Source organism: candidate division WOR-3 bacterium (genome assembly GCA_039802205.1).
In the GTDB taxonomy this organism is placed as follows: domain Bacteria; phylum Hydrothermota; class Tepidihabitantia; order SM23-42; family JAOAFX01; genus JAOAFX01.
Map to the genome: position 1 here is coordinate 37,782 of JBDRWD010000009.1, position 26,502 is coordinate 64,283.

General features: G+C 37.3%; 33 protein-coding genes. All 33 read left to right on the top strand.

What is annotated here, in order from left to right; translation table 11 throughout:
- Positions 1-21: 21 nt before the first annotated feature.
- The 33 genes from ABIL39_03310 (at position 22) to ABIL39_03470 (ending at position 26,442) form a co-directional block, all read left to right on the top strand.
- A complete protein-coding gene (locus ABIL39_03310) occupies positions 22-420 on the top strand; it encodes a cupin domain-containing protein (GenBank protein MEO0165147.1) in 399 nt (132 codons plus the stop codon).
- A 194-nt stretch (positions 421-614) separates the two neighbouring features.
- Complete coding sequence (locus ABIL39_03315; protein ID MEO0165148.1) at positions 615-1,256, top strand: hypothetical protein; 642 nt, start codon at positions 615-617, stop codon at positions 1,254-1,256.
- Positions 1,257-1,264: 8 nt separating this feature from the next.
- Complete coding sequence (locus ABIL39_03320; protein MEO0165149.1) at positions 1,265-1,771, top strand: hypothetical protein; 507 nt, start codon at positions 1,265-1,267, stop codon at positions 1,769-1,771.
- Positions 1,772-1,877: 106 nt separating this feature from the next.
- The gene (gene purE, locus ABIL39_03325; GenBank protein MEO0165150.1) at positions 1,878-2,354 is read left to right on the top strand and encodes a 5-(carboxyamino)imidazole ribonucleotide mutase; all 477 of its coding nucleotides are present in this window, start codon (positions 1,878-1,880) and stop codon (positions 2,352-2,354) included.
- A complete protein-coding gene (purC, locus tag ABIL39_03330; protein ID MEO0165151.1) occupies positions 2,347-3,369 on the top strand; it encodes a phosphoribosylaminoimidazolesuccinocarboxamide synthase in 1,023 nt (340 codons plus the stop codon). The genes purE and purC overlap by 8 nt, the downstream gene beginning before the upstream one ends.
- Positions 3,366-4,334 carry an L-threonylcarbamoyladenylate synthase gene (locus tag ABIL39_03335; protein ID MEO0165152.1) on the top strand — a complete coding sequence of 323 codons (969 nt, stop codon included), beginning with the start codon at positions 3,366-3,368 and terminating at the stop codon, positions 4,332-4,334. The genes purC and ABIL39_03335 overlap by 4 nt, the downstream gene beginning before the upstream one ends.
- Before the next feature lie 21 nt (positions 4,335-4,355).
- A complete protein-coding gene (locus tag ABIL39_03340; GenBank protein MEO0165153.1) occupies positions 4,356-4,628 on the top strand; it encodes a carbonic anhydrase in 273 nt (90 codons plus the stop codon).
- Between the two features lie 70 nt (positions 4,629-4,698).
- A complete protein-coding gene (locus ABIL39_03345; protein MEO0165154.1) occupies positions 4,699-5,184 on the top strand; it encodes an acyl-CoA dehydrogenase family protein in 486 nt (161 codons plus the stop codon).
- A 2-nt stretch (positions 5,185-5,186) separates the two neighbouring features.
- On the top strand, positions 5,187-5,447 hold the full coding sequence (locus ABIL39_03350; GenBank protein MEO0165155.1) for an acyl-CoA dehydrogenase family protein: 261 nt from the start codon (positions 5,187-5,189) through the stop codon (positions 5,445-5,447).
- Between the two features lie 180 nt (positions 5,448-5,627).
- Positions 5,628-6,683: a hydroxymethylglutaryl-CoA synthase gene (locus ABIL39_03355; GenBank protein ID MEO0165156.1), complete on the top strand. Its 1,056-nt coding sequence runs from the start codon at positions 5,628-5,630 to the stop codon at positions 6,681-6,683.
- Between the two features lie 9 nt (positions 6,684-6,692).
- A complete protein-coding gene (locus ABIL39_03360) occupies positions 6,693-7,841 on the top strand; it encodes a thiolase domain-containing protein (protein ID MEO0165157.1) in 1,149 nt (382 codons plus the stop codon).
- Positions 7,842-8,007: 166 nt separating this feature from the next.
- Positions 8,008-8,397 (top strand): Zn-ribbon domain-containing OB-fold protein, encoded by a 390-nt coding sequence (locus ABIL39_03365; GenBank protein MEO0165158.1) that lies wholly within the window; start codon positions 8,008-8,010, stop codon positions 8,395-8,397.
- Positions 8,398-8,576: 179 nt separating this feature from the next.
- Positions 8,577-10,184 (top strand): carboxyl transferase domain-containing protein, encoded by a 1,608-nt coding sequence (locus ABIL39_03370; protein MEO0165159.1) that lies wholly within the window; start codon positions 8,577-8,579, stop codon positions 10,182-10,184.
- A 561-nt stretch (positions 10,185-10,745) separates the two neighbouring features.
- The gene (locus ABIL39_03375) at positions 10,746-11,069 is read left to right on the top strand and encodes a cupin domain-containing protein (protein ID MEO0165160.1); all 324 of its coding nucleotides are present in this window, start codon (positions 10,746-10,748) and stop codon (positions 11,067-11,069) included.
- A gap of 302 nt (positions 11,070-11,371) precedes the next feature.
- Positions 11,372-11,719 (top strand): hypothetical protein, encoded by a 348-nt coding sequence (locus ABIL39_03380; protein ID MEO0165161.1) that lies wholly within the window; start codon positions 11,372-11,374, stop codon positions 11,717-11,719.
- A gap of 540 nt (positions 11,720-12,259) precedes the next feature.
- Complete coding sequence (locus ABIL39_03385) at positions 12,260-13,708, top strand: tetratricopeptide repeat protein (protein ID MEO0165162.1); 1,449 nt, start codon at positions 12,260-12,262, stop codon at positions 13,706-13,708.
- A gap of 254 nt (positions 13,709-13,962) precedes the next feature.
- Positions 13,963-14,337, top strand: coding sequence for a hypothetical protein (locus tag ABIL39_03390; GenBank protein MEO0165163.1), 375 nt, complete (start codon positions 13,963-13,965; stop codon positions 14,335-14,337).
- Positions 14,338-14,347: 10 nt separating this feature from the next.
- Positions 14,348-14,794 carry a hypothetical protein gene (locus ABIL39_03395; protein ID MEO0165164.1) on the top strand — a complete coding sequence of 149 codons (447 nt, stop codon included), beginning with the start codon at positions 14,348-14,350 and terminating at the stop codon, positions 14,792-14,794.
- A 32-nt stretch (positions 14,795-14,826) separates the two neighbouring features.
- Positions 14,827-15,555, top strand: coding sequence for a hypothetical protein (locus ABIL39_03400; GenBank protein ID MEO0165165.1), 729 nt, complete (start codon positions 14,827-14,829; stop codon positions 15,553-15,555).
- A 164-nt stretch (positions 15,556-15,719) separates the two neighbouring features.
- Positions 15,720-15,998, top strand: coding sequence for a hypothetical protein (locus tag ABIL39_03405; GenBank protein ID MEO0165166.1), 279 nt, complete (start codon positions 15,720-15,722; stop codon positions 15,996-15,998).
- Between the two features lie 4 nt (positions 15,999-16,002).
- On the top strand, positions 16,003-16,389 hold the full coding sequence (locus ABIL39_03410; GenBank protein ID MEO0165167.1) for a cyclophilin-like fold protein: 387 nt from the start codon (positions 16,003-16,005) through the stop codon (positions 16,387-16,389).
- Positions 16,390-16,467: 78 nt separating this feature from the next.
- Positions 16,468-16,857: a hypothetical protein gene (locus ABIL39_03415; protein ID MEO0165168.1), complete on the top strand. Its 390-nt coding sequence runs from the start codon at positions 16,468-16,470 to the stop codon at positions 16,855-16,857.
- 20 nt (positions 16,858-16,877) lie between these two features.
- Complete coding sequence (locus tag ABIL39_03420; protein MEO0165169.1) at positions 16,878-17,429, top strand: sigma-70 family RNA polymerase sigma factor; 552 nt, start codon at positions 16,878-16,880, stop codon at positions 17,427-17,429.
- On the top strand, positions 17,407-17,880 hold the full coding sequence (locus ABIL39_03425) for a hypothetical protein (GenBank protein ID MEO0165170.1): 474 nt from the start codon (positions 17,407-17,409) through the stop codon (positions 17,878-17,880). Before ABIL39_03420 ends, ABIL39_03425 begins: the two co-directional genes overlap by 23 nt.
- A gap of 191 nt (positions 17,881-18,071) precedes the next feature.
- On the top strand, positions 18,072-19,115 hold the full coding sequence (locus ABIL39_03430; GenBank protein MEO0165171.1) for a T9SS type A sorting domain-containing protein: 1,044 nt from the start codon (positions 18,072-18,074) through the stop codon (positions 19,113-19,115).
- A 10-nt stretch (positions 19,116-19,125) separates the two neighbouring features.
- Positions 19,126-19,674 carry a hypothetical protein gene (locus ABIL39_03435; GenBank protein MEO0165172.1) on the top strand — a complete coding sequence of 183 codons (549 nt, stop codon included), beginning with the start codon at positions 19,126-19,128 and terminating at the stop codon, positions 19,672-19,674.
- Between the two features lie 269 nt (positions 19,675-19,943).
- Positions 19,944-20,378, top strand: a complete 435-nt coding sequence (locus tag ABIL39_03440; GenBank protein MEO0165173.1) for a TspO/MBR family protein — start codon at positions 19,944-19,946, stop codon at positions 20,376-20,378.
- Between the two features lie 4 nt (positions 20,379-20,382).
- Complete coding sequence (locus ABIL39_03445; GenBank protein ID MEO0165174.1) at positions 20,383-21,528, top strand: aldo/keto reductase; 1,146 nt, start codon at positions 20,383-20,385, stop codon at positions 21,526-21,528.
- 200 nt (positions 21,529-21,728) lie between these two features.
- Complete coding sequence (locus ABIL39_03450; protein ID MEO0165175.1) at positions 21,729-23,030, top strand: DNA methyltransferase; 1,302 nt, start codon at positions 21,729-21,731, stop codon at positions 23,028-23,030.
- A gap of 1 nt (position 23,031) precedes the next feature.
- Positions 23,032-23,616, top strand: a complete 585-nt coding sequence (locus ABIL39_03455) for an MjaI family restriction endonuclease (GenBank protein MEO0165176.1) — start codon at positions 23,032-23,034, stop codon at positions 23,614-23,616.
- Positions 23,617-23,795: 179 nt separating this feature from the next.
- On the top strand, positions 23,796-24,581 hold the full coding sequence (locus tag ABIL39_03460) for a hypothetical protein (protein MEO0165177.1): 786 nt from the start codon (positions 23,796-23,798) through the stop codon (positions 24,579-24,581).
- Between the two features lie 381 nt (positions 24,582-24,962).
- Complete coding sequence (locus ABIL39_03465; GenBank protein MEO0165178.1) at positions 24,963-25,460, top strand: MGMT family protein; 498 nt, start codon at positions 24,963-24,965, stop codon at positions 25,458-25,460.
- 169 nt (positions 25,461-25,629) lie between these two features.
- Positions 25,630-26,442, top strand: a complete 813-nt coding sequence (locus ABIL39_03470) for a GNAT family N-acetyltransferase (protein ID MEO0165179.1) — start codon at positions 25,630-25,632, stop codon at positions 26,440-26,442.
- Positions 26,443-26,502: the final 60 nt, after the last annotated feature.

Below are 26,502 nucleotides of genomic sequence, written 5' to 3' on the forward strand. Positions count from 1 at the left end.
CAAATTGAAAGAGAGGGAGTTATGACACAAGAGAAAGCCTCGTACTTTATCAGTCTCGCATACGCTCCTAAATTTACCCGGATGGCTGGCTTAGAGACGACAATCCTTACTGGATTGCATGGTGAGAAGATGATGATGGTGCTCAACGCCACGTTGCCAGGTCATACTGTGCCACTACACTCTCATCCACACGAGCAAATTGGAATGGTTTTCGCTGGTAAAGCGAGACTGCGTATCGGAGAAGAAGAACAAATAGTCCAAAAAGGGGATTTCTACTGTATTCCTGCAAATGTTCCGCATAGCGACACCTGCATAGGCGACGAACCTTTTGTGATGTTGGATATTTTCTACCCAGTGCGAGAAGATTTTATCGAGAAGCTCAAGCGGTCCTCAGGTTTACAGGAACAGGAAGGGAAATGAATCGGACACTTCAGCTAACACGGGCTTTCCGATTTCATTTCACTTCGCCCAAATCGCCTGCGGCGGCTTCGCAAAGCCCGGGATCGTTACGAAAGTCGTGCAAAAACCGTTAACAATATTTATAAAAGTGTAGGAAAATTGAAAAAAGTTCAAGACATCAAAAAATAATTGCTATGTTAATTCTGGTATAATCTATGAGAAAAATCTTAACTACAATTCTGTTTTTGGCTGTTGTATTTATCTACGCACAAGAAAATAGAGAGAGTGTACAACTGCTGCCCAAGTTTCATTTCGGTTTTGAGATTTCGGAATTGTTGCAGAATGATTTTAGAAACTTGGGACCGAAGAATTTTACTTTCTTTTTTGGACAGGAATTCTGGTGTAAAAAATTGCAGAATTTTGGTTATCGTGTTTTGGTCATAAATGTTGACCTGTCAGCAGAACATCTATCAAACAATAATTTCATCAAGGGGGATAAGTCTGGTCTGACCGGTAGTCTGACTGCAGGCAGAATATTTTTTGATTGGTACCCTGGACGAAAAAAAGTTATGTTTATTCAATTTAATCCAATATTTAGCACGGGCTTGGGTTATAATAGAAATATCATTCAGAATAACGCAGTTTATGACCTGAATGGAATAACACTTGATGCAGGTTTTCGTTTGCAGAGCGTATGTTTTGAAAAAGTTTTTATTGAATTTCCTGTTATAGACGGTTTTCTATATTTGTGGAAAAGCCGAAGTGCGAAAGGCATTGTTGATAATGCAATTATTGATTATCCAGAACAAGGAATGATATTTCTGTGGATAAATTTTGGTATAAAGATAAGTTATTAGGGGGTTGTATGCAATCTATACCAGATGAGGTTGTGAGGAAAACTTTTGAAGAAATGTCAGTCCTTGAACCGGAAGAGATAAAAATCTTAATTAATAAGATGGGTGAGGAACAACCTTATGTTCTTGCTTATCTTTTTGAAATAGGTGAACATGAATTCAACGAACCTGAAAAAGATCTATTTTTCTATCTGGGAATCGGAATATGGTTAATGATGTCAAACAGATATACTCCTTTACCTTTAGTGCTTCCAATACTTCTTGATGAAATTGAGGAGGAAAATTTAAAACTTCTTGCAGCATTGAAAAAGATGGACGAAAAAGAATTCGTTGACCATATTGCTCAAATCATGGATAATTATCCCCAAAAGGCTATTTTATTCTATGTTGTTGATTTGTTAATTGAAGAAGCGGAAATGGATCAAATCACGATGGGGCTAATGTTCATTTACTTAAAAATCGTACTTGAGGCGTTCCAGAAAGCAATTGAAATGCAACAGAAGAAAAATTTGAAATGAAGGTGAAGAAAGGGATATAGTTAAACACCTTTCCAAATTTTTTCATGCCGTTTTTCTTGACCTGATAAAATTTTTAATTATAATATAAAACTTTAAAAGGAGGTCGATGGCTAAAGTTATAATTATCATGGGTTCAAAAGGAGACCTTGAGCATTCAAAAAAAATTGCCGGGGTCCTGGAGAAATTTGGTGTTGACTATAAGCTACGAATTGCCTCCGCCCATAAAGTTCCTCTCAAAATTCTTGAAATTATAAAAGAATACGAGAATGAAGATGTGGTTTTTATCACGGTTGCAGGTAGGAGTAATGCCCTGAGCGGATTCGTCGATGCCAATACTACAAAACCAGTCATTGCCTGTCCGCCTTACAGCGACAAATTCAGTGGAGCAGACATTTTCTCTACAATCAGAATGCCTTCGGGAGTTTGTCCTTTATTTATTCTTGAACCAGAAGAGGCAGGTTTAGCAGCAATTAAAATTCTTTCCCTTGCAGACAAAAAATTAGAAAGAAAGATAAGAGATTATCAGGAGGCAAAAAGAGAGGAAATTGAAAAGGCAGATAAGGAGGTAAATAAAAATGGGTAGTGTAAAAGACCTTACGGTTATAGAAAAACCAACCGAAAATGAACCGGGTATTGGGAGGTTTGTATTTTCAGACAGATATTCAGTTTTTGACTGGGGTGAGATGCCTGACCATATATCAAAAAAAGGTCAGGCGATATGTATTGCTACTGCATATTATTTTGAGAAACTTGCAGAAGGAGGTATAAAATCTCATTATCTCGGAGTTGTTGAAGAGGGGAGGGCAAAGCGTTTGCAAGAATTGAAAAGTCCATCCAACACAATGGAGATTAAATTACTCAGAGTTATAAAGCCGGAACTAAAAGGCAATAATTATGACTATTCAATTTATAAAAAAGAAACCCGCAATTTTTTGATTCCCCTTGAGATTATTTATCGAAATGCCCTCCCGGCTGGTTCTTCGGTATTTAAACGTTTAAAAGAAGGGGTTCTGAAACCTTCAGATATTGGTCTTGATCGAATTCCGGAACCAGGACAAATTCTGGAAAAGCCGATATATGATGTTTCAACTAAGCTTGAAATAACCGATAGATATCTAACTTGGGAAGAAGCAAAAGAAATATGCGTGCTTTCCGATGAAGAACTGAATGAGATGAAACGCATAGTTGCTTACATCAATGATTTGATAACAAAAGAGACCCAGCGCCTCGGTTTATTCAATGAAGATGGAAAGATCGAACTTGGTTTTGATGAAAAGCGAAATTTCATGCTGGTAGATGCAGTGGGGACTCTTGATGAATGTCGATTTACTTTTGACGGTATAGCGGTGAGCAAGGAAATAGCCCGGATATTTTACCGGCAAACCGAATGGTTTAAAGAAGTAGAAGAAGCGAAGAAAAAAGACCGGGTAAACTGGAAGTCGGTGGTGAAAAGTCAACCTCCGAAGTTGCCCCCTGAACTTTTTGAAACGATAAGTCAGATTTACCAGGCATATACTAACGATTTAACTGGCCGGCGTTGGTTTGATGTGCCTCCTTTGCAACAGATCCTGGTAAAAATAAAAAATTTGGCGCTGTGACGAAAATAGTGAAACCGACCAACGAAATCCTGATGCAGGCAGCGGAAATAATAAAGAATGGCGGGCTCGTGGCTTTTCCCACGGAGACAGTGTATGGACTTGGTGCATCCGCTTTTAATGCCCGGGCAGTAGCAAAAATATTTGAAGTTAAAAATCGACCCTACTTTGACCCCCTTATTGTTCATATCAGTCGTTTTGAAACGATTTATGATTTATGGGCGAAGTTGGATGAACGGGCATTAAATTTGGCAAAGCAATTCTGGCCTGGGCCACTCACTATCGTTTTGCCCAGAAAAAAGAGCATTCCGGATATTGTGGTGGCTGGTTTGACTACGGTGGCAGTGCGAATGCCCGCAAATAAGATCGCCCTTGATCTGATAACCTATGCGGGTGTTCCAATTGCTGCCCCTAGTGCCAATCTTTTTGGACGCTTGAGTCCCACGACGGCTGAACATGTGGCAGAACAACTCGGTGATAAGATTGATTTAATTATTGATGGTGGTAAAACAGAAATCGGAGTAGAATCTACTGTTATTGAATTCAATGATAAGCCAGTGGTATTGCGACTTGGGGGAATCACTTTAGAACAGATTGAAGGAGTTATCGGCAGGGTGAAGATTTTAACGGTTGCAGAAAAACCGCACTCTCCAGGTCAATTATTAAAACATTATGCACCAAAGGTAAAGCTTAAAATAATAAAAAATGGAAATTATTCAATCCCGCAAGGATTAGAAGCAGGATTACTCGCCTTTCGTGAAGCCCCCCCAGGTCATGCGTTTAAGTGTGTCCAAATCCTTTCGCCAGCCGGCGACCTTCAGGAGGCAGCGTGTAATTTATTCTCGGCACTCCATCGATTAGAAAAAGAAGCTATTGATATAATTTATGCCGAACCCGTGCCGGAAATTGGACTGGGGAGGGCGATAATGGACCGCTTGCGTAAAGCCGAAGGGACGGGTGGTGAATAGATTTCAACAGTCGTTAATTGTATGGATGGTCGGGTTTACAGATTGGCTCAAGAATTTATAAAACAAAACTATGGGGTTGATTTCGTTGATACCATTACGCTTTCTGGTGCATGCAAAGTTATTGCTAAAAGTATGGAACAGGAAGTTTTGAATTTTGTAAAGAGGTGTCTTAATATCTCTGTTAACAAACACGGCTTTCGGTTGATTGCGATGGTTGGATATTATGACTGTGCTGGAAGCCTGTTGATAGGGAAACTCAAAGCAGTCAAATTGCCGGTGCTGTTGAACTGGTAAAAACCTGGTTTTCCGATGTTCAGGTTATTGGATTATGGGTAAATGATAAGTGGCAGGTAGAAGAACTAATATGATTGGTTTTGAATTTAGTTCTGAACAAAAATTGATACAGCAATCAATACGGGAATTTGCGAAAAAAGAGCTGGTACCATTGGTCCGTATAATAGATGATAATCAAAAAATACCTTCTTATATAATCAAGAAAATGGCAGAACTCGGAATTTTAGTGATGAACTTCACTCAGGATTATGGCGGCTCAAATGCTGACCCTGTGTTCTGCGGAATTGTTGCCCAGGAACTTGCGCGATGGGATATAAGCTGTGCAATTTTTACTTTTTTTCTTGTAGAATGTGCCTGGGGATATATTCTGGAGAAATATGGTACTGAAAAGATTAAAAATAGTATTGTATCCAAAGTCACTTTAGATAAGATATTTCTTGGTATTGCCGCAACTAAACCGGATGCAGGGTCAGACCTCGCTAATATACGGGCTGTTGCCCGAAAGTTAGGAAATAAATATGTGATATTAGCGAGAAGACATTTATCGGCGGAATAGAGATGGTCACTTCTCATTTGCCTGACGGCAGTGGATATATTACTCTTGCTAAAACAAACCCTGAAGTGAAAAAAACCTGTGGGATGAGTTTATTTTATATCCCGATAAAAGAAACGAAAGGGATTACTACGACAATATTAAAAGAATGGGGGAGAAAAGGTATTTCTTCTGGTGGCTTTACTATGGATAATGTCGAACTTGCGGAAGAAAATTTGATCGGTGATGAAAAACAGAAGATTCTATATTTTAATGGAAGGTTTTGATTTTGCTCGGGCGATGATTTTGCTTGTTGTCTGCGGTTGTGCCTTTGGAATTAATCCTTAAAAGTGTTCGGGGTTATTAGGGGACAGGATAGGGTTTAGAAATAATGAAGATGATCATCACCAGAGAATTATTAGGTAAAGATTTTATTGCATATCGATAAATATTAAAAGGGGGTGTAAATGGCTGAAAAAATTGGCATTATTGGTTATGGGTCTTATCTACCCCGTTACCGAATAAAGGTGGAGGAAATTGCAAAACAATGGGGTAGAGACCCGGAGACGATAAAAAAAGGATTAGCACTGAGAGAAAAAACAGTTCCTGGTATGGATGAAGATACCATAACAATTTCGGTTGCGGCGGCAAAGAATGCCCTAAAAAGGGCAGAGATTGACCCGAAGAAAATCGGTGCAGTGTACGTGGGTTCGGAATCACATCCTTACGCAGTAAAACCATCTGCTACCGTAGTTGCTGAGGTGTTGGGCATCACACCTGAGGTTCATATAGCCAGTTTTGAGTTTGCCTGTAAGGCCGGGACTGAAGCGATGTTTGTTTGTTATGGACTGGTGAAGGCGGGCTTGATGGAATATGCGATGGCAATTGGTGCGGATACTTCGCAAGGTGCCCCGTCTGATGCTTTAGAATTCTCCGCATCGGCTGGTGGTTCAGCATTCATTTTTGGCAAAGATAAGATTGTGGTGGAAGTTCTTGATACTTATTCCTGGGCAACGGACACACCTGATTTCTGGCGTCGGGAATACCAGTTTTACCCACGGCATGGAGGTAGATTTACGGGCGACCCGGCCTACTTTAAACATATCTTTAATGCGGGCAAGGGTATTCTGGAAAAAACCGGTTATAAACCATCCGATTTTAAATATGCTGTATTTCATATGCCCAATGGCAAATTTCCGATGACCATTGGGAAGCGACTAGGATTTACCAAGGAGCAGATTGAACCCGGCTGGATTGTGCCCTTAATGGGCAATACATATTCCGGTTCTTCACCCACCGGTTTTTCGGCAATTCTTGATATCGCACAGCCCGGTGATTTGATATTGCTTGTTTCATTTGGCTCTGGCGCCGGTAGTGATGCATTTGTTTTTAAAGTCACAGAAAGAATAAATGAAGTTCGTGACAAAGCCGAAAAGGTAAGAGAGATGCTTGAGAATAATAGAATTTATCTAACTTACGGCGAATATGCTAAACATAGACATAAAATAATCATGGCTCAATAAGGAGGCAAAATGAGAGAAGTGGTGGTTATTGGTACAGGTATGACAAAGTTTGGTGAGCTATGGACAAGATCTTTAAGGGATATTTTTGTGGAAGCCGCATTAAAGGCGATTGATGATGCCGGAGTAGACCATATTGATGCAATGTATGTGGGTTCAATGACCCCAGGATTATTTGTTGGTCAGGAACATATCGGAGCTTTAATGGCTGATTATCTTGGGACTGCACCGATACCTTCGCTGCGGGTTGAATCTGCCTGTGCATCAGGGGGATTTGCTTTACGGCAGGCTTTCATTGACGTCGCATCAGGAATGAACGATATTGTGCTGGCAGGTGGGGTAGAGAAGATGACCGATGGTGCGGATGTAACCTATGCGTTATCTACTGCTGCAGACCAGGAATATGAATGTTATCACGGTATTACCTTTCCCGGGCTTTATGCAATGATTGCCAATTTATATTTCCAACGATACGGTGCCACGCGCAGACATCTGGCAATGGTGGCAGTGAAAAACCACAAAAACGGTTCCCTAAATCCCAATGCTCAATTTCAGAGTGAAATTACAATAGATGATGTTTTAAATGCAACAATGGTGGCAGACCCGATAACAGTGATGGATAGCTCACCGGTGTCTGATGGCGCGGCCTGTGTGATTGTCACAACAGCGGATATTGCAAAAAAGCTTGGAAAACCAATAATTAAGATTATTGGCTCGGGTGCAGCGACCGATACCATTGCCTTACACCAGCGAAAAGATATTTTAAGTCTTGATGCTGTTAGAATAGCTGGAGAGCGTGCATATAAGATGGCGGGTTTAAAGCCCCAAGATATAAATTTTGCAGAAGTTCACGATTGTTTTACAATCGCTGAGTTGTGCATCATGGAAGAACTGGGATTCTGTGACCGGGGTAAGGCATATCAACTTATTGAAAAAGGAGAAACAGGACTTGAAGGTAGAATTCCTATCAATCCATCCGGCGGTTTGAAAGCTAAAGGCCATCCCGTAGGTGCAACAGGTGTTGCCCAAGCTGTAGAAGTGGTGGAACAACTCCGCGGTAATGCTGGCAGACGACAATTAAAGAATGCAAAAATCGCTTTAACCCAGAATATGGGTGGTTCAGGTGCTTCATCTGTGGTACACATCTTCGAAGTAGAATAGCAGATGATTGTGATAAATGATAGGGATTGCAGGATGCAGAAAAGTAAAAGATTCGCTATTTCCAGGTGAATATGCTAAATATGTTTCAATATCTACATCCCAAGCCCCAATTTTTTAATCAGTATTTCGTGTTGGGTGCTTGGCATTTAGTCTGAAAGGAGTCATTATGCCTTCGCCAAGATATACAAGAGAGATCCCGCAAAGATATCGGCTTGAAGCCGCAAAGTGTAAAAATTGCGGGAAAATATTCTTTCCACCGAGACTGATTTGTTCCAATTGTAAATCCAGGGAGTTTGAAAAAATAAAGTTGCCAGAAGAAGGAAAAATAGTGACTTATACAACCATTCGAGTAGCACCAGAACAGTTTAATACTCAGGTGCCATACAACATTGCAATAATTGAACTCAACAACGGTGTGCGAGTCATGGCTCAAGTTGTGGATTGTAAACCAGAAGATATGGGTATAGGTAAATCAGTAAAGATGGTCTTCAGGAAAGTTCAGGAAGAAGGTGAAGCCGGTATAATATGTTATGGCTATAAGGCAGTTCTTACATAAATTATATCCTACACAGTTAGAGTCACCTTCCATTCATTGATTTCGTAGTAAATCAATTGTCGAACAAAGTTTCAGCCTATAATTAAGTCGGAACGAAGATGAAGTTATCCTGCGATTTTTGTTGATGGCTTGCCTCGTGAAACTGTATAATTACAGATAATTAACCGAGAGGTGCATTAATGTATAAAATAGAATCGAAAATAAACCCGAACAGTTCGGAATTCAAAGAAAACTATGAAGCAATGGAACAGGCTGTAAAGATCCTTAAAGAAAGATTGGAACTCGTGCGAAAGGGTGGACCAGAATACATGCATAAAAAACATAAAGAACGTGGTAAATTGTTTGTTCGTGATCGCATCAAATTGCTTCTGGATCCGAATACCCCTTTTTTAGAACTAAGTCCACTTGCGGCATGGGATATGTATGATAATGAACATCCATCTGCTGCAATCATTACCGGTATCGGCGTGGTGCATGGTAGAGAAGTAATGGTGATTGCCCATGATGCAACAGTTAAGGGAGGCACTTATGTTCCCGAGACGATAAAAAAACATATTCGGGCCCAGGAAATTGCGATCGAGAATCGACTACCGTGTATCTATCTTGTTGACTCCGGGGGCATCTTTCTCCCACTACAGGTAGGGACGTTCCCTGACCGATTTCATTTTGGGAGAATATTCTACAATCAGGCGATAATGTCTGCAATGAATATTCCTCAGATTTCAGTGGTAATGGGTTTTTGTACTGCGGGTGGAGCATATCAACCTGCGATGAGTGATGAAGTAGTTCATGTAAAAGGTACCGGAACGATTTATATTGGTGGTCCCCCTTTGGTGAAAGCTGCAACGGGGGAAGTGGTTACCGAAGAGGAACTCGGGGGAGCCGATGTCCATTGTCGTATTTCGGGCGTGAGCGACCATTATGCAATAAATGACGAACAGGCAATAGAAATTACCCGTAATATCGTAGAAAATCTTGGTCGGCAACCAAAATATCCGTTGGAGCGGGTAGAACCAAAAGAACCGGCCTATGACCCGAAGGAATTATATGGAATAATTCCCAAGGATTTGCGCAAACCATTCGACATGCGTGAGGTGATTGCGCGAATCGTTGATAACAGCGAATTTCATGAATTCAAAGAACTTTATGGGCAAACCCTGGTTTGTGGTTTTGCTCGGATCATGGGTTATCCTGTGGGCATATTAGCAAATAACGGCGTTTTATTTTCTGAATCTTCACAGAAAGGTGCGCATTTTATTGAACTCTGTTGTGTGCGGAAAATCCCCTTAATATTTTTACAAAATATCACTGGGTTTATTGTGGGGAAGAGATACGAACATCAGGGAATAGCAAAGGATGGGGCGAAACTTGTTCACGCAGTGGCAAATGCCCAGGTGCCTAAATTTACGGTAATTATCGGCGGATCTTACGGTGCAGGGAATTACGGAATGTGCGGTCGGGCCTATGATCCAAGATTGTTATTCATGTGGCCCACAGCAAGGATTTGTGTAATGGGTGGAGAACAAGCTGCCGATGTTCTTACTGATATTAAGGTAAAAGCACTGGAGAAAGAAGGTAGGAAATTGACTCCCAAGGAAATAGCAGAAATTCGTAAGCCAATTTTGGCAAAATACGAATACGAATCAAGTGCTTATTATTCAACTGCAAGGATTTGGGATGATGGAATTATTGATCCGGTTGATACCCGCACCGTTCTTGGACTTGGTATTGCCATGTCGCTGAATGCACCGATACCTGAGCATAAATTTGGTGTGTTCAGGATGTAAACAATAAACGCAGAATCGCTACGCTTGCAGGAAACGCAGTATTACTTCGTTTGCAATATTGTTTCATTCGTTGAACAATGAAGTTTAAATACGAAGATTTAGAAATCTGGTGATTAGCAATAGAATTGATAAAGGCGGTTTACGGTTTTTTAAAAAAAATTTCCCGAGGATGAAAAATATGATTTAGTCTCGCAGGGGAAAAGGGCAGTAGTTTCTATCGCGTTAGATATTGCTGAAGGTAGCGGTAGGAAGACAGATAAGGATTTTAGTTTATTTATAAATCGATCAATAACTTCACTCCAGGAAGTGGATGCTGTTCTAAAAATCGGATTGAATTAAAATTATCTCACGATAGATGACTACAATTTTGTAGCACCTATTTTAGAAAAAGAATATTTTAAGCTTATCGCATTTGATAAAACTTTAAAGAAAGATAGCACTAAACGGAAGCGTTATGCTTAGGGGAATTAGATATTTTCACACCGAGTTCCAATCTGAAGGAACGATACTGCGAGTTCCAATTTTATTGGAACGATACTGCAATATTAAACTGGAGGTCTAATGAACAAAATAACCTTCAAAGACATTGATAAGAAACTCAAAGAAGCCTGGCAGCCTCAGGATGTAGTATATGTTAATGAAACAGCCCTGAGGATTGCCAAAATAGATGGTGCCTACAAATGGCATACCCATATGAATGAAGATGAATTCTTTTATGTATTAAAGGGTAAAATCTTCATTGATATGGAGAATGAGTCTATAGAGTTAAAAGAAGGCGAAGGTTTTTTAGTTAAGCGCGGGACCAGGCATCGCTCCCGTAGTGAAAAACCTGCTTATGTTTTACTTGTTGAACCAATCAAAACCAAGACCAAAGGCGAAGAATAAAATTCCTTATATTATGTAGGAACGGTTTCAAACTGCGGTCGTCCGGTCTTTGGAGTTAATTCGTAAGAATTTTATGTTAAAGCAAAAAAAATAATTTTAATGGGGTAAGGCTTAATAACCTCCTGATTAAATCAAGGGAATGGAATATGTCATTTATGGTACATAAGAATGCTATGAAATTTAATAAGATTATCCTCTCCCTTGAAGGGAGAGGATAAAGGTGAGGGTGAATATATTAATTGTCCCCTCACCCTTGCCCTCTCCCACAAGGGGGAGAGATTTGATATATCCGAGGAGGTAATATGGGAAATAGCTTTTTTGCGCTCTTACCGATAATTATATTTTTAGGTTTTTTAGTACCAATTGTAGGCATCTTTGTTATTATAATTCTAATAGGACTCAAAAAAACCAGAGCCAGCGAATGGCATGGGGTCGTGGTTGATAAAATCTATGCTACAAAAGAAAAAGAAAGAAAGGGAAGTTTAATTATGGGAAAGCGAAAGTTTTCCCATTTTTATACACTGGCCGTGAAGACTGATGATGGAGTGACTAAAAATATCGCAGTCACCAAAGAGATGTATGATAGTTGTGCAATCGGTGATAAATTAGTAAAACGCAAAGGTGCATTGAACCCCGTGAAAGAATTATGAAGTTTATTCTTGACCTTTTACTTCCCATTAATCTTGTAACTCTTGGTGGCTTAATTTTGATGATTCTGGGATTTTTGTTAATTCCTTTTCTCATTGGTTTTCCAATTTTTATCATCGGAATGCTTTTGCTTATTTACGGAATTTTAAGCCACTTTATCAAATTCCTGCCCGGTGGCAAAACTTTGCAAGATTATATAAAAACGCAGTCTAAAAAAAATTGAATGATACATAACAATTTATCCAACCATTCCACCATTCCACAATTGTAAAATAATGAAATAATAAAATTATAAAATTTGCAATGTCGCGCAATGTATAGATTTCAAAATTTTGAATTTTATTTATGAGATGTAGTGGCAGAGCTTGCTCTGCAAAGTGCATTTTTATCCATATTTTCCCTTACTTGCCTTTATCAATTGTCTTGCGATTTACAACCTATGTTTCACGAGTTGTTATTGCAATCACAAAAAATTTATAATTAGTATAATTAATTACAATGTGTCGTAAAGATTTAGATCTTATTATGCCGAGGATAAAATTATGAAAGAGTATCGCTGGATTTTGCTGGTCTCAATACTTTTTCTTTTCTGTTTTCCTTTTATTTATTCTTTACTGACTCAGGATGGATTGAACCCAATTATAAAGAATGTTCAACCATCTGTTGTATCTATACTGACATATGACATTGAAGGAAAAAATATTGGACAGGGAATTGGGTTTTTTATAAGTCAAAACGGTGATATTATTACCGCATATCATGTGCTTTTAGGCGCAAGTAGTGCGGAAATTAAAACAATAGATGGTAAACGGTATCCCATTGTCACGATTGTTGCTGAGGATGTAGAGAGTGACCTTATCCGTGCTTCTGTTGATATTCCTCAAAAGTTTGTTCACACTCTTAAAATAGGTGACTCTATTCCTGATGTGGGTGAGAAAGTGATAGTAATTGGTAACACATTGGAACTTGAGAGAACGGTTTCGGATGGAATCATATCTACAGTTCGGGAGACACCAAAATTTGGAAAAATTATTCAGATCACCGCACCTATATCTTCTAATTCAAGTGGTAGCCCGGTGTTAAATATAAATGGTGAAATCATTGGAGTGGCGACTTTTCAACTTACTGAGGGACAAAATTGTAATTTTGCGATTCCAATTGAAAAGGTGGCAAAACTTTTACCATCTAAGGTAGAAACATTCTCCCAATGGGGAGAAGGCAGAACAAGAAATTGGATTTCTTCTGCAGAAGGGCTTTATTATACAGGGATTTATTTTATTTCAATAGATGATTATAAAAAAGCCCTGCACTATTTTAAAAAAGCTGTAGAAAAAAATCCCCTTTATGCTGACGCCTATTTTCAAATCGGATATTGCAGCAATGAGCTTGGTTATTACTCAGAGGCGATAGAGGCTTATAAGCAGGTGATAAAGATAAGACCTGATGATGCTGATGCTCACTATAGTCTTGGTTTGACTTACGGAGACCTTGGTTATTATTCAGAATCAATAGAGGCCTATAAGCAGGCGATAAGGATAAGACCTGATGATGCTGATGTACACTATAATCTTGGTGTGATTTATGGAGAGCTTGGTCGTTATTCAGAGGCGATAGAGACCTTTAAGCAGGCGATAAGGATAAAACCGGATGATGTTGATGCACACTATAATCTTGGTTTGACTTATGGAAAGCTCGGTCGTTATTCAGAGGCGATAGAGGCCTTTAGGCAGGCGATAAGGATAAAACCTGATGATGCTGAAGCGAACTATAGTCTTGGTGTGGTTTATGGAGAGCTTGGTCGTTATTCAGAGGCGATAGAAGCCTATAAGCAGGCGATAAGGATAAAACCAGATTTTGCTGATGCACACTATAATCTTGGTATTATTTATTTGATAATTGAAGATAAAGGTTCCGCGCTGGATGAATACAAAATTCTTAAAGACCTTGATAGAAATTTGGCTAATGAATTATTTAATTCAATTAACAAGTGAAGTTATTGAAATTATCTAATTATCACCGCCTAACACAGCATAAAAGTCCGTGTCTAACGGCACTCACCCCAATTCCGCTTTCAGCATATCTTTGATCAGAAGATACAAAAAGGCGAGTAATTTTTTGAAAATTCATTTTTGAAGTCTGCGAATTATTAAATCCTAAAATTGACCAATAATTTATTCCATCATTTCATAATTATAAAATAATGGACTAATGAAATTATGGAATTTTCGCCAAAAGGGGGTTAACAATGGTGAAAAATAAATTATCGAAATTCTTCTCTATATTTCCCTGGCCAGATAAACCAGAACGTAAAGAGGGAAGCGAATATTTTAATTCCACAATAAAGAATATGCAAAAATTACTTGAACATCAATGGGTACGAATTTTTTTGAAAAAGAGAGAAATAAGAATTCTTGAAATATGTGGTGGTGCAGGTTTTGGTGGCGTTGCATTATCTAAATTGCTCATGGATAAAAGTTTAGATGTGGCTTTGGTGATAACAGATTTAAGAAAAGAAGCATTAAAAAAGGCTAAAAAATGGGGAGAAAAAGTGCTCAGGAAAAAGATTTTTACAAAAATAATTGATGCAAAAGAAATTTATAGATTGAAAAAAAAAGTTTGATATAGTCCTTATGTATGGACTCTCAACACCGCACTTTAATCCCTGGGAGATAATTAAAGTGTTTTTAGGCGCCTGTGAATGTCTTGAAGACGATGGCATTTTCATAATAGATGAAGTAGATAGAAGATATGGTATTTTTCTTACGAGAGGTTATCAACACTTACTTGCAGAAGGGGATGAAGATAAATTCGTCTTAAGTTTTCACAGTGGTTATGATATGTTAAAAGGGACTTTTTCAAGGACACATTTTAATCCAATTTTTCCTAAAAAAGGAGTTACAATGGAACTATTTTTCTGGGGACTTGCCGAGATTGGTGCATTTACCTTTTTGTTCTTTAAAGATGTTGATTTTGTTAACCTCGACGGCACAAGGCACTTTATTTTGGGGTATGGACCAAGAAGGATGCTAAAATCTAAAGATTTCCGGGGACCATTTTTGTTTAGAAAAAATAAATAAAATAGAGTTTTATCTTCAAAGGAGGTGCATTTATGAAAACTCATGCACTGATTTTATGTCTCATATTATTAGCTTCCAATCTGATTGCTCAAGTACCATTATGTACCGATTTTCATTTCGCCAAAAATTTCAAAACCGACCTCAATGGTGATGGTAAAAAAGATAACATAATCCTTATTGATACAAAAGAAACGGGCAAGTTTACCTTGAAGGTGAATAATAAAGCTATTGACGGAAAATTGAGTGCCGAAATTGATGGTTTTATTGTTGTTGATATTGATACAACAGATAAATATAAAGAAATTGCAGTCCATACACCCGGAGAAAGCGACGATGATGAATATCTGGTTTACTGGTATGATGGTAAGGAGATAAAAGAAATGGGGTATTTGACACGCTGGCCCGATTTTAAGGGCGATGGGACTATCATCGTTGGTGATTGGATGGGATTCTGGACAAAATGGGATAAGTATGTGCTTGATGCTGAATCGAGAAAGATTATATTGGTTCCGCAGGAAATTTATGCAGTAAATGAAGAAGGAACTGTCCGCGAACCATTTTCGATTTATAAATCCAAATCAGAAACTGAGATTGTAGAGATTCTTATCCCCAGCACCCGGATACAAATCCTTACTTGTGCATTTTCTGGTGGTAATTATCTTTCGGACTGGTATTTAATAAGAACTTCAAATAATCTTATTGGTTGGGCACGCTTAGAATCATTTTATGACAAAGTCGATGGACTTCACTGGGCAGATTGATATGGAAGTCCTCGCGCCTTCCTCTTGCTTATAGGGAAAGAAATCTACAAAGCCATTTCCTTTTAATGGAAGATGATTAAGGTGAGGGTGAATATATTAATTGTCCCCTCACTCTTGCTTTCTCCCACAAGGGGAGAGGGATTTGATATATCTGAGGAGGTGTTGTGACTACATTTCGGGAAATAATTATTGGTGAAGGAGAAGTTATATCAATAGGAAAATATAAAATCGCTTTCGCAAGAGTTTGGGCAGAGAAGGGAGAAAAAGTAAAAAAAGCATGGGTTTCAGTGGCAGAAAAGGGCGTTGAAGGAAGCAGTCAGGATTTAGAATTACAGGAAGGCGAAAAAATTGAACTTGGTGATATGAGGCTAATTGTAGATAAAATCAATCTATTTTCTGAATGCTCTAAATGTATAATTTTGAAAATGATTGAGAAGGAGTAGAATTATGAAACAGATAATCATTGAAAGTGAAAGCATCGGGAAAATTAGAGTTGAGATAACCGAAGAAAACCCAAAGACGGCAGAAAAATTTTTGAAGATTCTACCCATTGAAGCGAAGGCAAATCTCTGGGGTGAGGAAATCTATTTTAAAATTCCGATAGATAAAATTGAACCCGAAAACCCACGGCAGGTTGTAAAAGAAGGTGAAATAGCAATCTGGATTGAAGAGCCATCGCTATGCATATTTTTTGGCAAGACACCGGTAAGTAACGATAAAGAGATAAGGGCTTATAGTGATGTGAATGTAATTGGCAGAGTAAAAGGAGACTGTAAAGTATTTAGAAAGGTGAAAAATGGAAATGAGATAAAAGTCTACGTTTCTGAAGATTGAACTAATTACCTGTCCAAGGTTAATTAATAATGTTACCTTGACCGCCTGAATTTCGTCTTATAGACAAAGGAGGTTACAATGCAACACTGGATTTCTTTCCTTGTGCCAATAGTCGCAATAATAATGGGATGTTGTATAGCGATTATTGCGATAATATCCGGTTCGCTTGAAAAAAGAAAATATTACGAATCAGTAACCAAGGCGATTGAAGCAGGCAAGAGTGTTCAGGAGATAAAAGAACTAATTGGTGAAACTCCTGATAAAAAATGGAATTATCAACATCAGGAAGAAAAAAGTCAAAGAGTCGGGCAGCATTTAAAAAATGGAATTATAGCATTGGGCGTAGGCATTGGTAGTATTGTATTTGGATATATTCAATCATATCGGATTCTCATAGGAGCTGGTGTATGGATCTGTATAGTGGGTCTTTCTTACATCTTAGTCCATTTTATCCAATCCCGAATATAGAATTTTTATAACAACTGCTCTTGGACCACCGACTTGTTGAACTTGTAATTAGAAGTAAAAATGGCGATGAGAAGGCAATGGCTGAACTTATTACTGAATACAAACAACTAATTTTTACTCTTGCCTATCGTGTTGTAGGTGATTATGATATGGGTATGGATATCTGCCAGGAGACCTTCATAAAGGCATTTCAGAACTTAAATAAGTTAAAACATCCTGAAAAGTTTAAAACCTATCTTTGCAGTATTGCCCGGAATCTTGCCTATGACCATTTAAGAAAAAAAGGGAAAATTCAAGAAAATTCACAGCAGAATTATGACTCAATCGACCTAACCAGGGTTGAAGATAAAACAGCAGAGATTAGAAAAAAGGTGATTATCCAGAATGCTCTTGAGAAGTTAAATCCGCGTGACCGATTGCTTCTCACTTTATTCTATTATCAAAATTTTGATATAAGAGAAATAGCTGAAGTTGTTGGAATAAGCCCCGAAAATGTGAAGGTTTCTTTAAGTCGTGCAAGAATTAGATTAAGAGAAAAATTAAAGGGTTATGAAGAAGAACTCCTGTCCTGATATTAATAAATTAATTGAGTATAGGTTGGATCTTTTATCCGATAATGAGAGGGGGCAAATAGAAAAACATCTTTTGAAGTGCCAAGAATGTCAAAAGAAAGTAGCAATTGAGAGTCAAATTGATAAAGCATTGTCTACGAATTATGACCCCGGTGTTATAGAAGACAAAGTATTGATGAAGTTAAAAGTGATGAAAGAAATTGAGCATAAAAATAGCTGGGTATTTTCATTTTTGACGATTTTATACGCATTTTCGGTTATCGCCTTTGTTCTTTTAGTAGGGTTTTTGTTAAATAAAATCTGGTTGGAAGCCATTCCGTATATATCAGTGGCACTCCTTAAAAGGGAAACATTGACTTTAATAAATCTGTTATCTATCAGTTTTCTTATAGTAACTTTATTATATGGATTCCGCAAGAGTATTTGTCGATATATTTCAAACATCACTTAAAAAGCAAAAAATTTATTGATAATTATTACCAGATGACAATAATATGAATTATAGAAAAGTTATTCAATTCGCTTAAAAACAGACTACCAAAAGTAGGAATGATGAATGATAAAAATAATATTTCTTATATAGTACTAAAGTTCCTGGTAACATTAGGTCTTTTAAGTTCGATATTTCCATATATTTTTGTGTTGAAACAAGAAAAAATGATTTTGAGCGTTTGGAAAATCGCTCTTGCAGACACTATCATCTTTCAGGATGGTTATGAGGCTGGGCAAGACCCTCAGGGAAATTTCATAAACTGGGATGAAACGCCAGTATATGGGGGAGTAGGTTCTGCAAGTGCGATTGATGATACTGTTATCCATTATGCGGGTAATCATAGTGCACGTTTTCAACTTACCAATGGTGCCCAGGGAGGCTGGGCATACACCAATAAAATCATTCCCTGGCCCTCGGGTAGAAAATTGTGGTATAGTTGTTATCTGCGTAATGGACCGATTTCCCAATCAAATGTAACTGTCGGCGGACTTTATTTTATGGAAGCATATATTGTCCATCCCAGTGGTTACCGCGAGCGGGCAAATATTGAGACACACCCTTATCAGGGATTACCTGATAGTCTGTTTATGATTAGAATGGCATATCGGGGACGCGATGGACAGCGTCATCGGCAATATGATAATTTACAATTTATCAGGCGCGAACAATGGCATCACATTACAATGCTTGTTGATTTAAGCGGGCAAAATCCATTTTATGCCTGGTGGCTAAATAATAATCTTGTTTGGTATGAATATGATACTTCCATTGGCAATGACACATTGGCTCCAACTGAATTTCATGTTGGTGCTTGCTGGATTGATTGGGGAGAAGGAAATAGAGGACTGGTTTGGATAGATAATTGCCAGGTGGCTGATTTTGGTCCTGGTGCTGGGATTGAAGACAAAAGAAATATGAGTCCTAATAATTTTGAATTTTCTTTACATCCTAATCCCTGTAAGAGAACAATTTCTCTTTCATTAAATCTAAGGGAAGAAACAAATTTAGCAATTATCCTTTATGATTTGGTGGGTAGAGAGAAAAAAATGATTTTAAATAATAAACTCTTTGCTCAAGGAAGTTATAATATTCAATTAAATTTTTGTGATGTGCCCGAAGGTATCTATTTCTTGAGGATAACTACTCAGAAGCAAAACTATTTTGAGAAGATAGTAATTCTAAGTAAAAATTAAAAGGAGATTTATGAATTATATTTACATTGGTTTAATAATAACAGGGATCTGTTTAATTCTTGATGAGATTCTCCCAAGATTGAAACATGCGGGTTATTTTAAGAATCTTATCCGACTTTATACCTTTAAGAAGATAATAGCAAATTTTCAGAAAGATTTATCTGATGTTAATAGTTTAAATGATACATTGAAAATGTACATAAAAAATAGATACCAATTTTTCCCAATAAGTCCAAGGGAGATTTATTTCAGGGAAGTGCAGTTTGACTATTCGGTTTCAAGATACACCGTATGCCCAATTCACGGCGCAATAGAGATGGTCAATCCCCAGAAGATTAAGATTACATTTTGTCTGAATCTTGCGATTCCTGCATTTCTCGCTTTTATTAGTATTCTGTTGTTTTACCGCTTTCCACAAACAAGCATAACACTGATAATTCTATTCTTTCTTTTAGTCTCGTGTTTCTGGTATTATATTCTGATTAAAAAACGCATTCAGATTTTAACTGAAGCAATCACCAGATGGTTGAGTAAACCAGTATCTTCGCCTAAAATTTGACCATTTGACAATTGTGCAATTGTAAAATGGATAACCTGTATTTTTAATTATAGTGTGGTGGCGTGATCTACCCCACAAAGTCAAATTTGATATGATTTTTGTTTCACAATTTCAGTATTATGGAATAATGGAATAATAAATCTATTTATTTAATAATTGAAATAAAGATTAATTAATTTGCATCACAAAAGATTTAGTTATTTAAACTTAGAGGAGTTAAAATCTCTGTCCAAAATTTAAATATACTTAAATTCATTGCTTCACTTATTTTGACACTTGGCGCTGGGTTTATTGGTTCGCTGGCGACAAGACAATCAGTCTCCACCTGGTATGCAACGATAAATAAGCCACCGATAAGCCCGCCAAGCTGGTTGTTTGGTCCGGTCTGGACTGTGCTGTTTATTCTTATGGGCATTGCATTTTATCTTGTCTGGAATAAGGGACTCTCTTTGACACCCGTAAAGACCGCTATTATCATTTTTTTAATACAGCTGGTTCTTAATGTCGTCTGGTCTTTTCTCTTTTTCGGATTGCGTTCTCCATTATATGCATTTATTGAGATTATCATACTTTGGATTGCTATTCTGCTTACGATAATTTATTTCTTCAAGGTTTCATATGTAGCCGGCTACCTGTTGATACCGTACATTCTCTGGGTCAGTTTTGCATCCATCTTAAATGGGTGGATTGCAGTGTTGAATTGATGAAATGATATATCGTGATTTTGGTAAAACAGGTGTAAAAATCTCACAACTCGGTTTTGGTTGTATGAGATTCCCACTTCTTGATGAAAATGACTTTAAATCAATCAACAAACCCGAAGCAGCAAAAATTTTGTATTATGCGATTGATAATGGCATAAATTATCTTGATACCGCCTACGGTTATCATTCAGGTGAGAGTGAGGTATTCTTGGGTGAAGTTTTGAAGCCAGAATATCGCAAGAAAATCTACCTTGCGACCAAATTGCCTGTCTATCTTGTGAAAGAAAAAGGTGATTCTGAAAAGTATCTTAATGAGCAACTCACGAAACTAAAGACCGAGACAATAGATATGTATCTCTTGCACGGCTTAAGTAAAGACTCCTGGCAGACCGTTCAGAAATTTGATATATTGAAATTTCTTGATGATACATTGAAAAAAGGCAAAATAAGGTTCGCTGGTTTCTCATTCCACGATGAATTGCCGCTATTTAAAGAAATTATTAATGCCTATCCCTGGTCATTCTGTTTGCTACATATCAATTATGTTGATAATGATATTCAAGCAGGAATAAAGGGTCTTGAATATGCGTATAGCAAGGGCCTTGGTGTAATTATTATGGAACCTCTGCGTGGTGGTAAACTTGCGCGGAATGTGCCTGAAGAAGTATTAAATATCATTGCCAACTCAAAATTCAAACAGACACCTGCAGAATTTGCATTTAGATATTTATACAATCGGCCTGAGGTCTCCTGTGTGTTAAGTGGAATGAGCACGATTGAACAGGTCAAACAGAACATTGAATTTGCATCAGTAGAGCACAGAGATACACTCACCGAAGATGAGTTGAAATTGTATGAACAGGCAAAAAAATTTTTCAAATCGCGCACGAAAATCAATTGTACAGGTTGTAACTATTGTTCAGATTGTCCGCAGAAAATTCCGATTTTATTTATCTTTGAGATATATAACGATGCCTATATGTATAATGCTTTTGATGAATCAAAATGGATGTACAAAAATTTCATCAAAGATGAAAGAAAGGCAGATAAATGTACTGAATGCGGACAATGTGAAGAACGCTGCCCGCAGAAAATAGGAATAATTAACGAATTAAAAAATGCTCATACGGCCTTGAAAGAAAGTGGATAAATATCAAAAATCATACGGAAGGAAGAAAAATTCCCAACTCCATTTCCTCTCCCTTAAAGGGAGAGGATAAAGGTGAGGGTGAGGTTTTGGATTCCAACGCTCCACGGTAAACGGCATACGTTTAAAACCTCTTATCATCATTGACAAAAAATTAATATTAAGTATAATAAAACATAATTTGATAAAAAAGAACTAACTATATGGGGACCTGGCATAAGATAATCATTGGCGATGCAAGATGGATGAAAGAAGTTCCCGATGAATCCGTCCATCTTATTATCACATCACCTCCTTACTGGCAGTTAAAGGATTACGGTAATGGAAAGCAAATAGGATTTAATGATACTTATGAAGAATATATAAATAACCTTAACCTTGTCTGGAGTGAATGCCGCAGAGTTCTTCATAAAGGTTGCCGTTTGTGTATTAACATTGGAGACCAGTTTGCCCGTTCGGTTTATTATGGAAGATATAAGGTTATTCCGATCAGGACAGAAATCATCAAATTTTGTGAGAGCGCAGGATTTGATTATATGGGCGCAATTATCTGGCAGAAGGTTACTACCTGTCATACAACTGGCGGAGCAACAGTAATGGGTTCTTATCCTTACCCAAGGAATGGGATTCTTAAATTAGACTATGAATTTATTTTGATTTTTAAGAAATACGGTAGTCCTCCAAAGGTAAGTAAAGAAATAAAAGAAAAGTCAAAATTGACCGATGAAGAATGGAATCAATATTTTACCGGACACTGGAATTTTCCTGGAGAAAAGCAGGATAAACATCTTGCAATGTTTCCGGAGGAATTACCAAGACGTCTTATCAAAATGTTCAGTTTTGTCGGAGATACTATACTTGACCCTTTTCTTGGAAGCGGTACGACATCTTTAGCAGCAAGAAAACTGAATAGGAATTCTATCGGATATGAAATAAACGAAGATTTTTTACCCATTATAAAAGAGAAACTTGGCATAAATCAAAAAACAATGTTTGAGGACGCAACTTTTGAAATAATAAAGCAAAAAGAAATAAAAACAGATTTCAAAGAAGCGATCAAAAAATTACCATATATCTTTAAAGACCCTATTAAGTTTGATAAAAAGGTTGACCCTAAAAAGTTAAGATTCGGTTCAAAAATTGATAATTCCAATTACGAGCGTGAAAAATATTACACAGTGAAAGAAATACTTTCTCCAGAGATTTTAATTTTAAATAATGGGTTAAAAATCAGATTACTCGGGATTAAAGAAAAACCGGATAAAAATGGAGAGGCTGTTAAATTTTTGAAAGAGAAAACAAAGGGACAGAAGGTATTCATTAGATTTGATGAAATAAAATATGATGAGCAGAACAACTTACTTTGTTATCTTTATTTACAGAATAAAACTTTTTTAAATGCACATCTGATTAAGAATGGATTGGCTGATGTAGATAATGCGCTTAATTATAAGTATAAATCAAAGTTTTTAAACCTAAGAGACATACTAATCAAAGAATCTTAATATGAAGATAAAAATCACTATTGATGAAATCAGGAGATATCTGGATATTGAAACGCCTGAATTTCCAAAATATGTAGCGCCACTTATCAATTTAGCAAATCAATATGCACAAGGAACACGGCCGAGAGTGGTTGGTCAGATGAGTGAACTTATACAGGAGTTTGAAGGGAAAACATTGAAAGAATGGGAAAAGTGGTATTTAAAGAAAAAACCTGAAGCAATAAAAAGCGCTACAGAAAAAATATTACAGAAATTGAAAGAATTAAGAAATGCAATGGATAAGATAGACAGGGCAACCGTTGAGAAATGGGTAAGGGATTTAGTGATTTTAAAAACTTTTGCCGGGCTAAGATTTCAGGAAGCGATACTTAAGAAAGGTGCTGAGTTAAAAGGAACAAATTACCGTCTCGCTGAACCTGATGAAGAGTCAAAAGGAATAGATGGCTATATCGGAAACATTCCAATATCTATAAAACCCCATACCTATGAGGCGAAAGCAGCATTACCAGAACACATAGATGTCAAAATCATCTATTATAGAAAGATTGATGATGGAATTGAGGTGGATTATGGAGAAATATTGTAATTATCAGTCACCGCATCGCTTAACACAGCATAAAAGAGCCTGCCCTGATGAAAATCAGGGTTCGTGCATTACCTGTTCCGCGCGCAACGCACAAGCAAGCGGCACGCACACAAATTTTTGCTGCGCAAATTCTACTTTTACGCTTGAGCCGTTAGGCAAAATCATAAGGAGGTGTTAAAATGAATGGGAATACAATACTTCAAATATTAAGAGAACTAGTAATAAGGAATACTAAAGATGCCAGAAAGAATTGGATAACAGAATATCTTAGGAACTTGGGAATTCAATACGAAGTACAAAATTTTCAACCAGATGGCGCTAATATAGTTATTAACAAATCCAACAAAAATAAAATTATTTTTTCAGCACATTATGATGGTAATGATCCAAACGATAATTTATCTTCGGTTGCTATTATTTTAGAACTCATCAGAGAGCATCCAAGCGACAAGTATTTAGCACTCTTAACAGATTTAGAGGAAAATCAAAGTAAGGGCATGGAGGCTTATATTGCTCGTAATGGCACTGATTTACCTTTAATTGTTCTAGAATTATGTGGTTCAGGTAGTGTTGTACACATAGGCGCATCGTCGTTTATCCCTAAACCGCCTTTTGAAACAGTTAATATGGATCCTACTCTCTTAAAAAATATTGAAGCTTGTGTTAAGGAGCTCAAGTATAACTATAGGATACATCTAACTCCCCCGGGTGATCATTTACATTATGCTATGGCTAAAGGAAAAGCAGGTCTTTTAAGTATTATTAATGACATTGATTTTTTAGTGATTACAAAAATGGCCGCACAAACACCACCATGGAAATTATTTGATGGAATCGATAGAAATAATTCCGTAATTTCAAGAATGCCACCATTTGGAAATTGTGAATTAAATGACATAAGGACTGATAGCTTAGAAATGATATATAATATTATAGTCCACTATTTGAACAACAAACTACGTTAATTCATTGAGCGTAACGATGAATAAATCTATTAATGAAAAATGAGAGTTTAATGGCTTATCGCCATTAATAGATAGTCTGTGTTTAATACAACAAACTATATTAATCCACAAGGACTTATGGGTATACGAAACTCGGTAGAGCAGATAATAATAAATAGAGAAGACAGGAGATGCTAAATGACGAAATTAGTTAAAAATAGAGAATTCTGGCAATCAAGTTAGAGTTGAGATAAACGAAATGCCTTGTCTACCATACCAAAACAGGACAAATTACGAAATACTTTGTTTATTGAACGAGTTATTTGAAATTCCAAATTCTCCTCTGGAATGGCAGAAAGTATTTAAAGACTCAGAATAATTTCCAAAATAGGAAGGTGAATTATGGCATATAAACGCAAATCGTGGAAGGAAAAGTTAGAGGATCGCAAAAATTTTCCAAAGGTTATTTCATTTACTTCCCAAATGCCCTGTGGCAAGGCATTGGCAAAATGGGGCGCAAAACCCGGGGATTCGGTTGTTCTTGCCCCACATATTGAAGTGGATGAAATTATGAAAATAGTTCCCAAAGGTAAAGTGATTACCATTAAAGAAATTTGTGAAGAACTTGCTGAAAAACACAAAACTAAATATTGTTGTTCCCTGATAGCAGGAATCAGTATTATGACCGCAGCAAATGCGGCAGAAGAAGCGAGAATGAAAGGAGAGAAGAATATCACGCCTTACTGGCGCACACTTAAAGTTGGTGGAGTGCTGAATGAAAAATTTCCGGGTGGGGCAGAGAGACAAAAGGAACTTCTGGAAAAAGAAGGGCATAAGGTAGAAAAGAGAGGCAAAAAATATTTTGTGGTTGACTTTGAAAAATGCCTGATGAGGTTATAGATGGAATTTTTGTATCTGAAAAATGTAGTGGTCGACCTTGCTCGACATTTGCAGAGTAAACTCTGCCACTACATACAGCTTTTACAGACCAAGGTCTGCCACTACAATTTTATTAAAAGTCAACTCTTTATTAATACCAAGCATCATTAGAAATTAAATGGGGGGATTTATGCCTGAGATTATTATCAAAGATGTTAGTTTAGAAAACATTCTTGACCTCTGTCTGGTCTGTGTTCCTCAGGATAAGAGAGATGACCCGGACTGGCAAAGGGGTATTGAAGAAAAAAGAATCTGGACATTTGAGATGCTACAGAAATGGAGTTCAATAGCAAAAGTTGGCTATGTTGATGGAGTTCCTGCAGGAATGATACAATATAGACCTGTGCCAGACGAGAGTGTTGTTTGGATTGATTGCATTTATGTACACGATAAAAAATACTGGCGGAAAGGTGTAGGTAAAAATTTGCTTTTGAGTTTGATAGAAGATATGAAAAAACCACAAGAATGGTTTAATGATAAACCTGCTCAGGCACTTATTGTGAGTCCATTCCCCGGCCATTCAGAAGGGCAGTTATCAGCAAAAGAGTTCTTCACAAAATATGGCTTTAAGCGGGTTGGCGAAAGTCAAGGTCTGTTATATTATCCATTAAAGAAAGATTTTGTATATCAACCGGCTGAGAAAGAATCACCTAAATATAATCCGCAGGCAGAAGATAAAGGCAAGGTTTTGATCTTCTGCGGACCAAACAAATGTCCTGCGGCATATCCATTTTTCTTAAAGAGAATGGAAAGATATATAAAAGAGGTTGATGATAAAATACCGATTTACTACATTGATATTTCAAAAGAGCCTGAGGAAGCGAAAAAAAGAAATTTGGGTTACGGCGATTGTATCGTAAATGGAAGACTAATCGGTGCCTTTGTCCTTGATAAACAGGGATTCCAGAATGAAGTGAGAAATGCATTATCCCGAATTGACTGAAAAGATAGTCGCATGCTTTAGCCAGCGTAATAAATATATTTTTGAATGTAGCGGTCGGGA